The organism is Mesorhizobium sp. M7A.T.Ca.US.000.02.2.1 (genome assembly GCF_003996995.1).
GTDB lineage: Bacteria > Pseudomonadota > Alphaproteobacteria > Rhizobiales > Rhizobiaceae > Mesorhizobium.
Genome location: NZ_RZTT01000246.1, coordinates 1 through 9,202 on the forward strand (window position 1 = coordinate 1; position 9,202 = coordinate 9,202).

Annotated in this window: 9 protein-coding genes; 1 reads left to right on the forward strand and 8 read right to left on the reverse strand. The window is 61.8% G+C overall.

Annotated features, from left to right (window positions below):
- Positions 1-176 precede the first annotated feature (176 nt).
- On the forward strand, positions 177-386 hold the full coding sequence (locus EOD15_RS21635) for a hypothetical protein (protein WP_127320357.1): 210 nt from the start codon (positions 177-179) through the stop codon (positions 384-386).
- Between the two features lie 311 nt (positions 387-697).
- Here the strand turns inward: EOD15_RS21635 and ugpC are convergent, their stop codons facing one another.
- The 8 genes from ugpC to EOD15_RS21680 all read right to left on the reverse strand — a co-directional run.
- Complete coding sequence (gene ugpC, locus EOD15_RS21640; protein ID WP_127320355.1) at positions 698-1,759, reverse strand: sn-glycerol-3-phosphate ABC transporter ATP-binding protein UgpC; 1,062 nt, start codon at positions 1,757-1,759, stop codon at positions 698-700.
- A 4-nt stretch (positions 1,760-1,763) separates the two neighbouring features.
- A complete protein-coding gene (locus EOD15_RS21645; protein ID WP_127320353.1) occupies positions 1,764-2,612 on the reverse strand; it encodes a carbohydrate ABC transporter permease in 849 nt (282 codons plus the stop codon).
- Positions 2,612-3,535 carry a sugar ABC transporter permease gene (locus EOD15_RS21650; RefSeq protein ID WP_127320351.1) on the reverse strand — a complete coding sequence of 308 codons (924 nt, stop codon included), beginning with the start codon at positions 3,533-3,535 and terminating at the stop codon, positions 2,612-2,614. The genes EOD15_RS21645 and EOD15_RS21650 overlap by 1 nt, the downstream gene beginning before the upstream one ends.
- 183 nt (positions 3,536-3,718) lie before the next feature.
- Entirely contained in the window at positions 3,719-4,996 is a 1,278-nt protein-coding gene (locus tag EOD15_RS21655; RefSeq protein ID WP_127296148.1) for a sugar ABC transporter substrate-binding protein, read from the reverse strand.
- A gap of 29 nt (positions 4,997-5,025) precedes the next feature.
- Positions 5,026-6,213: a PLP-dependent transferase gene (locus EOD15_RS21660; RefSeq protein ID WP_127320349.1), complete on the reverse strand. Its 1,188-nt coding sequence runs from the start codon at positions 6,211-6,213 to the stop codon at positions 5,026-5,028.
- On the reverse strand, positions 6,210-6,944 hold the full coding sequence (locus EOD15_RS21665) for a FadR/GntR family transcriptional regulator (protein ID WP_127320347.1): 735 nt from the start codon (positions 6,942-6,944) through the stop codon (positions 6,210-6,212). Before EOD15_RS21665 ends, EOD15_RS21660 begins: the two co-directional genes overlap by 4 nt.
- Before the next feature lie 139 nt (positions 6,945-7,083).
- A complete protein-coding gene (locus EOD15_RS21670; RefSeq protein WP_127320345.1) occupies positions 7,084-8,556 on the reverse strand; it encodes an FAD-dependent monooxygenase in 1,473 nt (490 codons plus the stop codon).
- Between the two features lie 517 nt (positions 8,557-9,073).
- Positions 9,074-9,202, reverse strand: a 129-nt coding sequence (locus EOD15_RS21680; protein ID WP_127408810.1) for a diguanylate cyclase, incomplete at its 5' end; no start/stop codon positions are given.

Below are 9,202 nucleotides of genomic sequence, written 5' to 3' on the forward strand. Positions count from 1 at the left end.
GATCACAACAGGGTCAATGAAGGAGCCCCGCCAGTATTGGCTCCTCTCGTGCGATCGTGCCACCTTGAGTGTATCGTTTTAATACAATCGGCGATTGGTAGACTTGCACCACGGATAGGCAGTTAGTTTCAGCGTCAGGCAAAAAGGGGGGAAATGCCTCGCACTGGGAGAAAACGATGTCCGTACAAAAAGGCGACTTTCGAACCAACAGAGCCGACTACGTGATTGCCGCGATGCATGGCGGAGTGACCGCCGACGACAGCGTTCGAGACGAGAACCTGGCAAGGAGAAAGAAGTCCCTGTGGCTGAAGGAGCGGCGATCGGCCAAGTCGGCTGAGAACCCGTTGGACAGTTCGCCGCTGGCCAAAAGAAGCCCTCGCGGTTAGCGGTCTACAATCCTCTTCCGCGATCACACCATATCCGCACACAACCCACTCGCCCATATTGCAGGCGCCGCCGTCGGTGTTGACTAACTCCGACGGCGGCCTATTCGCGGCGAAACGACCTCCGTTCTTTTGAGAAGACGGCGGGACTAAGGTCTTGCGCTGTAGACGCAAAGGTCCGAGTGGTCCTGTTAGGTTCCGGAAATGTCTGTTGGACGTTCCGCTATTTTATCCAATTGAAATGTAGCGTTACCTGTATTTCCCGCCCGACATCGGCGCCTCATACGGCTGCCCGCCGCCCGGCTGAGTCCCCCTCAGCCGATGCGATCACCGCTTTTCAGATCGAACAGATGCAATTGGTCTGGTTCGACAACCAACCTCACCTCGTCGCCGGGCTTCACGCCGGCACGGCCCATGGCAAAGACGCAAAGCTGCTGGCTGGCCAGCTTGACGTAGAACTGCGTCGAAAGGCCGAGAGGCTCGACCACACCCACCTCCCCCTTCAACGCGCCCTCATCCGCCAACTTGATATGCTCGGGCCGCAGACCGACGGTGATGGCGTCACCGTCCGTCAGCGGCAGGCCTTCCGGCAAGCGCAGCACCTGGCCATCGGCCAGTACGGCCTCACCACCGTTGCGAACCATCGCCGGCAGGAAATTCATGCCGGGGGAACCGATGAAACCGGCGACGAACATGTTGGCCGGCCGATCATAGAGATCGAGCGGTGCGCCGACCTGCTGGATCAACCCGTCATGCATGACGACGATCCGGTCGGCCATGGTCATCGCCTCGATCTGGTCATGCGTGACATAAACCGATGTCGTCTTCAGCTGCTGATGCAGCGCCTTGATCTCGGCGCGCATATGGACGCGCAGCTTGGCGTCGAGGTTCGACAGCGGCTCGTCGAACAGGAAAACCTTGGGATCGCGCACTATGGCACGCCCCATGGCGACGCGCTGGCGCTGACCGCCGGACAATTGCCGCGGCAGGCGCTGCAGGAAAGTGTCGAGCCCGAGCCGCTTGGCGGCGCCGTCCACCCTGGCGTCGATCGTCGTTTTCTCCGCCTTCTTCAGGAGCAGGCTGAAGCCCATGTTCTTCGACACGTCCATATGCGGATAGAGCGCGTAGGACTGGAACACCATGGCGATGTCGCGGTCCTTGGGTGCCACGTCGTTGACCAGCCGCTCGCCGATGCGGATCTCGCCGCCGGAAGCCTCCTCCAGCCCGGCGATCATGCGCAAAAGCGTGGACTTGCCGCAGCCTGACGGCCCGACCAGGACGACGAACTCGCCGTCGGCGATTTCAAGGTCGACCGCGTGCAGGACGCGGACGGCGCCATAGTCCTTGCGGACCTTTTCGAGCGTAACAGAGGCCATCGATCTATCCTTTGACGGCGCCGGCGGTCAGGCCGGTGACGAGATAGCGTTGCAGGAAGGCGAAGAAGATACAGACCGGGATCAGCGCCAGGATGGACGCCGCCATCATCTGTCCCCAGTCGACGGCGAACTTGCCGATGAAGGTGAGCAAGCCGACGGCAAAGGTCTTCTGGTCGTCGCTGGAAATCAGCATCAGCGCAAACAGAAGCTCGCTCCAGGCGGCGGTGAAGACGAAGCCGAGCGTGGCGCCCATGCCGGGCAGCGTCAGCGGCACGATCACCTTGCGCATGGCCTGCGCGCGGGTGCAGCCGTCGATCATCGCGGCCTCTTCCAAATCCTTGGGGATGCCGTCGAAGAACGACTGCATCAGGAAGGTGGCAAAGGCCGTGTTGAAGGCGGTGTAGATGATGATCAGCCCGGTCAGGCTGTTGATCAGGCCGATCTGCCCCATCACGCGGTAGATCGGCGGAATGACCATCACCAGCGGAAAAGTCTGGGTGAGCAGCAACATCAGCGCCAGGGCTGCCTTGCCGCGAAAGGTGAAGCGCGACATGGCATAGCCGGCGAGCGTGGCGATGATCGTCACCAGTGCCGCCGTCGAGACCGAGACGATGACGCTGTTGAGGAAATAGCGCGGGAAATCGGTCGTCTCGAGCACGGTGACGAAGTTCTGCAGCGTCATGTGCGACGGCCAGAAGGTGATGCCTTCGGAATAGAGCAGCCGCTCCGGCGTGACCGAGATCTTCAGCGTCCAGTAGATCGGGAACAGGGCAAAGATCACATAGGCCGCGATTGCCGCGTAGAGGCCGATGCCGCCGAAGAAGCGCTGCGAGGCTGTGCGTCCTGCGATCATCAGACGTGCCTCACCAGCGTGCGGCGGATGCCGATCAGGGCGATCGCATAGGCGATGAGCAGGATCAGCAACAGCACTGCCACCGCCGAGGCATAGCCCTTGTCCAGCGATTTGAAGGCGCTGACATAGATGTAGACCGGCACCGTGTTGGTCGAGCCGGCCGGTCCGCCCTCCGTCATGACGAAGATCAGGTCGGCGAAGGTGGCGATCCAGATGGTGCGCAACATCACGGTGATGGCGATGGTCGGCGCCAGGAACGGCAGCGTCACCTTGGTGAAGCGCTGCCAGGGCGAGGCTCCATCGATAGCCGCTGCCTCATGCAGTTCCGATGGAATGGATTTCAGTGCCGCCAAGAGGGTGATGGCAAAGAACGGAATGCCGAACCAGATATTGGCGACGATCGGTCCCCACATGGCGGTAGAGGGATCGGACAGCACATTGGTCGGCTCGGCTTTCAGCCCCAACGCAAACAGCCAGTGCGGCAGCGGGCCGATGATCGGATTGAACAGCCAGGCCCAGGTCAGGCCTGACAGGAAGGACGGCACCGCCCAAGGCAGGAAGACCAGGGCTTGTACTGCCTTGCGGCCGGGAAACGGCTTGTCGAGCAGGAGCGCCAGGCCAAGGCCGAGGAAGAACTGGAAGAAAAGGCTGGCGACGGTCCACCACAACGTGTTGACCAGCGCCTGCCCCAGCACCTGATCCGACAGCATCGCCTGATACTGCCCGAGCCCGACATATTCGGACTTGAACGCTGAGAACTTGCGGAAGGAGTAGCTGATGCCGATGACCAGCGGCACCAAAAGCACCACGACCAGCAGGATGATCGCCGGGCTGAGATAGAGCCATGGCTCGATGGCGGCGTGGGATAGCCGCTTGCGACGCGGCTTGCCGGCGGATCGTATTTCGGACACGGCGTAGGTCATTGGCTGAGGATCGGCTCCCTGGAGCGGCGTCTGGAACAGCGTCCTTCTCCCCGTTCACGGGGAGGAGATGCCGGCAGGCAGATGAGGGGCAGCGCGAATCAATCGAGGCATAGCGCCGCCCCTCATCCGACCCTATCGGGCCACCTTCTCCCCGTAGAACGGGGAGAAGGAAAAAAGAGGCGCTTACTTCTTGTTCTTCGCCAGCCAGTCCTGCTGTTCCTTGGTCAGGAAGGCAGCCCATTGGTCGGCGACGTCCTTGGCCGTCTTCTGGCCAAGCAGCACTTCCTGAAAATTCTTGATCGCCACCTGGTCGACGAAATTGCCGAGGTTCTCCAGATGCGTCGGCGGGGTGACCATTTCATATTTGGAGCTGTCGCTGAGCTCCGTGAACCAGCCCTTGAACTGCTCCGTCTTGAAATGGGGATCCTGGTCGGCGCCGTTGTGGATCGGGACGACGCCGACTTCCTTGGCCCATTCCAGATTGTCCTTCGGCGACAGAAGCGTCGCCATCAGCTTCCAGGCGTCGTCCTTGTGCTGCGAGTTGGCAAACATCGCCCAGCCGGCATAGCCCAGCGTCGGATAGGATTTGCCGCTCGGTCCGACCGGCAAAGGCGCCACGGCGAAATCGTCCGCGCTCATCTTGTCGGCGATGCCGAGCAGCGCGTCCGGATCCTGGTTGAGCATGGCACAGGTGCCGGAATAGAAGCCGGTGACCGTTTCGTTGAAACCCCAGCTCACCGCATCCTTCGGCGCCAATCCGTCCTTGTACATGTCGGCCAGCATCTGCAGGCCCTTGACCGAGCCTTCTTCGTTGATCGTCGAAGTGCCGTCCTCGTTGAAGTAGCCGCCCTTGCCGGCGGCGATGTTCATGAACATGTGCATGCCGTTGAAGGCGCCCGGCCCGCCGCGCAGGCAGTAGCCGTATTTGCCCGGCAACGCAGAGATTTTCTTGGCGTCGGCGATGAAATCGTCGAGCGTCGCCGGCGGGCCGTCGAGGCCGGCCTCCTTGAACAGTTTCTTGTTCCAGAACAGCGCGTTCACATAGTAGCCGTAGGGGATCATGAACTGGGTGTTGTTGACGGTCGAGCCGAACTGCTTGGCGCGGTCGCCCAGCGTCTTGGCATCATCCCATTTGGCCATATACGGTCCGAGATCCTCGAGCTGGGCATTGTTGGCATAGAGGCCCATCCAGCGTTCCGGCATTTCGACGATGTCAGGCGTATCGCCGGCCTGCACCATGGTCAGGAATTTCTCGAACGCCTGGCCCCAGGGCAGCGAGATAAGCTCGACCTTGATGCCCGGATTGGCTGTTTCGAATTCGGCGATCTGCTTCTTCAGGAATTCGGTGCGCGGCGGGCTGGTGATGACTTCGACCATTTTCAGGGTCGAGTCGGCCACGGCATTTCCGGCGGAAATCGCCAGCCCCGCAACGGTGGCCAGCATGACGGTCAGTTTTTTCATGTTCAAGACTCCCATTTTGAACCCGCTTGTTATTTTCTGGCTTTTTCGAAGGCCTGGGCGACGTCAGCCCACAGGTCTTCGACACTCTCCAATCCGACATTGAAGCGGATGGTTCGGGGGCTGACGCCGAAGCGCGCCATCGAATTCAGGCCCGGCGTCTGCTCCAGCGACGCCTTGGCCGGTACGACCAGGCTTTCATGCCCGCCCCAGCTGACGCCGATGCGGAAATATTTCAGCGCGTCGACGAAGACGGGGATGTCGATATCGTCCGTCACCTCGAAGGAGAACAGACCGGCATAGCCGGCCAGCGTCGCCTTGCCCGGGTGGTTCGAATAGATGGGGTGGTTGACCCGCTCGACACTGGCATGCGCCTTCAGCCGTTCGGCGATGGTCAGGCCGCTCTTCATGTGGTGCGGCAGGCGCAGCGGCAGCGTGCGCAGGCCGCGCAGCAACAGCCACGCCTCGAACGGTGACAGCTTGCCGCCGAGATAGGAATAGGTCTGCTCGTTGATGTGCTTGATATGAGCGGCCGAACCCGCCACGACGCCCGCGACGGTGTCGCTGTGGCCGCCAAGGTATTTCGAGGCCGAATGCAGAACCAGGTCGACACCATGCGTGATCGGCTTCTGGAAGACCGGCGTCGCCCAGGAATTGTCGATGGTGGTGACGATGCCCTGTTCCTTGGCCAACCGCGCCAGATGCGCGATGTCCTGCAACTCGAACATCATCGAGGTCGGGCTTTCCAGATAAAGCAGCTTGGCGCCGGGAAGTGCCGCCGCGACCGCATCCGGGTCGGAGCCGTCGACATAGTCGACCTTGATGTTAAGCCGCGGCAACAGCCGCTCGAACAAACGATAGGCATCGCCATAGCAATTGCGCACCGCCACGATGCGCTCGCCTGCCCCAACGAATGCAAGCACCGTGGCGCTGATCGCCGCCATGCCACTGGAAAAGCCGCGCGCTGCTTCTGCGCCTTCGAGCGCGGCGACACGTGCCTCGAACTCCATCACCGTCGGATTGTCGCCACGCGAATAGATCGGCTGCTTTCGTTTGCCGGCAAAGGTATCGGCCATCTCGGCATAGCTGGCGAAGGTGAACAGCGAGGTCTGGTAGATCGGCGGCACCACCGCACCGCCGGGGAACGGTTCGTCATGCGCCAAGAGTGTCGCCGCCTCGGCGAGATAGTCGTGATCGAAACCGGATGGATGCTCGTTCATGTGTGGCTCGAAAGTTTGAGTTTGGCGGCACCGCGCTTGAGATCGTCCTCGACGGTGGCGATCAGCTTGAGCGCCTCGGCGCGAGCGCCCTGCGGGTCGCGCGCGGCAATGTATTCGTAGATGGTGCGATGGTAAGGAAAGCTGGCGTGGCCGAAATCGCGCACGCCGAGCGGATGCTCCCAGAAGCGGTGGAACAATTCGTACATGGCGGCGATGATCTGCTCGAACAGCGGATTACCCGAAGCCCGGTAGATCGCCTGGTGGAACTCCCAATCCTCTTCCGACGACATGCCGTCGCGCGTGCGGAACGCCTGCTCCATGATGTCGAGCTTGCGTGCGATCTCGGCGATGTCGGCCTGGCTGGCGCGTTCGGCGCAAAGGGCTGCGGCTTCCGCCTCCAGCGCGCGGCGGATCTCCATCGTCTGCATCAGACTGGTGAAATCATTGCCGCCCGCCAGCGTCAGCGGCATGTGCAGCATATCGTGTGAAACAGCCGCCTTGAGATAGGTGCCGCTGCCCTGCCGGCGCTCGACGAGGCCGAGCCCTTCCCAGCGTGTCAGTGCCTCGCGCACGGTGTTGCGGCTGACCTTCAGCCGCTCGGCCAGAATGCGTTCGGTTGGAAGCCGCTCGCCCGGCTGCAAGGCCTCGGCGCGAACAAAGCCCACCAACGCCTTCAGCACGGCGTCGTCGCGCGCCGTGGTCTGAATGGGTGGCAGGCTGTTCTGGTCCACAATTCCTCCAAGTGGTCCAATGGTCCAACCAATTTCTGCACAGAAGGAAGCTCCTGTCAACCAACTGTCAAGAGCACTGTGGGAGCGAGGGACGCAATACTCTCAAGGCGATCGCGCGGTCGCACTTCGATCGTGTCTGCTAACCTGCGGTGGCAGGCGGCCCGAACCAGGTGGTCAGCGCGTCCACCAGGCCCTGTTGGGTTCCCGCCCCGGCCCAAGCCACATAACCATCGGGCCGGATCAAGACCGCGTCGGGCGAAACGACCGTCCCGAGAGCCGGGAGGTCCCAGATACCGGCGTAACCGGTGTCGATCTGCCGGACCCGATCAGCCCAGGGCGCGATGTCCAGCCTGCCGGGCTCACCGAGGTTGAGCAGCACGGGCCGCGCGTCGTGCAGCAAGGTGAAGACCCGCAACAGTCCGCCGGCGGTGGTCAGATCGAGATCGGGTATTCGCCGCCCAAGCAGTGGATGCCCCTCGCCAAGGTCGTAATGAACACCCAAACCAGACATCTCCGCGGCGATTTTCTTGCGAGCTTCATCCATGCCGAGCAACTCGGCAACGGTATCGGCCAAGGCCTTGCTGCGGTCATCCGTGCGGCGAAGCGCAACCTGCGCCATCGTGTTGCGCAACACGCGGGCGGCGACCGGATGACGCTCGGCGTGATAGCTGTCGAGCAGGCTTTGCGGCGATGTCCCCTTGATGATTTGGGCCAGCTTCCATCCAAGGTTCACCGCATCCTGCACGCCGATGTTGAGGCCCTGTCCGCCCATCGGCGGATGGATGTGCGCGGCATCACCCGCCAGCAGCACGCGCCTGTCGCGATATGCGGTGGCCTGGCGCGTCATGTCGGTGAAGCGGGAGAGCCAGGTCGGGCTGTGGACCCCGAAGTCGGTGCCGTAGACGGCAGTCAGCGCCTCGCTGAGCTCGCGCAGGGTCGGTTCGCCGCGCGCCTCCAGGCGGGGCTCCGTCAGCACGACGCCAACCTTCTTGCCGCCCTCGATCTTACCCAGGGCATGAATTCCGGAGGCGTTGCTGCGGAAGCCCCATGCCGGTTCTTCCGACATTTCGACCTCGGCAATCATCCAGCTCATCGTCGGATCCCATCCGGCAAACTCGATACCGGTCGCCTTGCGAATGGTGCTGCGGCCTCCGTCGCACCCGACCAGATATGCGGCCCTCAGGCGGTGACCGGTGGACAGTTCGACATCGACGCCGCTGTCGTCCTGGGTAAACCCCGCAACCTCGTGTTCACGATAGATCGGCACCTTCAACTCGCCGACCCAGTCGGCCAGGATGCGCTCGATGAGGTTTTGCCGCAGTGCCAGCAGATAATTGTGGCGCGTGGGAAAATCGCTGATGCCTAACCGGATCATGTGGAAGCCCACGGACGGTGATATCTGTCCCTGTGAAAGAAACCGATCCACAATTCCGCGCTGGTCGAGCACCTCAAGAGTGCGCGCATGCAGGCCGCCTGCGCGCAATCCTGCCAATTTCTGATCCGGTCGCCTTTCGAAAATGGCAACGTCCACGCCTGCCAGCGCCAGTTCGCCTGCCAGCATCAATCCCGTCGGACCACCCCCGGCGATCACAACCGCATGATCTGAAATCATTATCATAACTCCCGTTTTCCGCACCCTGGCTTGGGTCGCGGTTTTACGGGAGGAGCCGGGTCTTGCCGCAAGCCCCTTGTGCGCCATATCTATGAAAGGGGGTGCTCTTCCCCTCATCGTTGGCTGCTCTCACAGCGAAGCTGTGTTGGAACGGCTAGAACGGGCGTTCCGATTCACATGCAAAAACGCAGATTCCTCCGTGCTTTAGCACGGAGTTCTGATGTTCTTTTGGAGAGAAGGGGGCCGGTCGGCGTTTGGCAGCGGTACGAGGAGGCCACTATGTGCCAGCGCCGGCCGGCCGACCCCACGGACCCAGGAGATGCGGCGGACCTGAGCATCATGGGGTATTCCCAGGATCGGAGCCGGTTTTCTATCCTCGTGCCGGCTTCGTCTTGGCCTGCACAGTTGCGCAAGAGTTTATGAAAATCAACAGTTTCTTAACCAAGGCTCGCGAATCGCTTGGATTAAGGTAAACGGGTAACCCTGTCGGGTTGACAGGATAATCGGGGCTGGATCGCTACGCCGCCTTGGCGACGACGCGATTTCGGCCGCCGCTTTTGGCTTCGTAGAGCGCGAGATCGGCACGCTTCATCAGCGCCGCCACCGTGTCCACGCCCTTCAGCACCGACGACACGCCGACGCTGAC

Bases quoted from the DNA above. Each gene is read 5' to 3' on its own strand.
- EOD15_RS21635 (WP_127320357.1), top strand. From the start codon at position 177: ATGTCCGTACAAAAAGGCGACTTTCGAACCAACAGAGCCGACTACGTG.
- ugpC (WP_127320355.1), bottom strand. From the start codon at position 1,759: ATGGCCTCTGTTACGCTCGAAAAGGTCCGCAAGGACTATGGCGCCGTC.
- EOD15_RS21645 (WP_127320353.1), bottom strand. From the start codon at position 2,612: ATGATCGCAGGACGCACAGCCTCGCAGCGCTTCTTCGGCGGCATCGGC.
- EOD15_RS21650 (WP_127320351.1), bottom strand. From the start codon at position 3,535: ATGACCTACGCCGTGTCCGAAATACGATCCGCCGGCAAGCCGCGTCGC.
- EOD15_RS21655 (WP_127296148.1), bottom strand. From the start codon at position 4,996: ATGAAAAAACTGACCGTCATGCTGGCCACCGTTGCGGGGCTGGCGATT.
- EOD15_RS21660 (WP_127320349.1), bottom strand. From the start codon at position 6,213: ATGAACGAGCATCCATCCGGTTTCGATCACGACTATCTCGCCGAGGCG.
- EOD15_RS21670 (WP_127320345.1), bottom strand. From the start codon at position 8,556: ATGATTTCAGATCATGCGGTTGTGATCGCCGGGGGTGGTCCGACGGGA.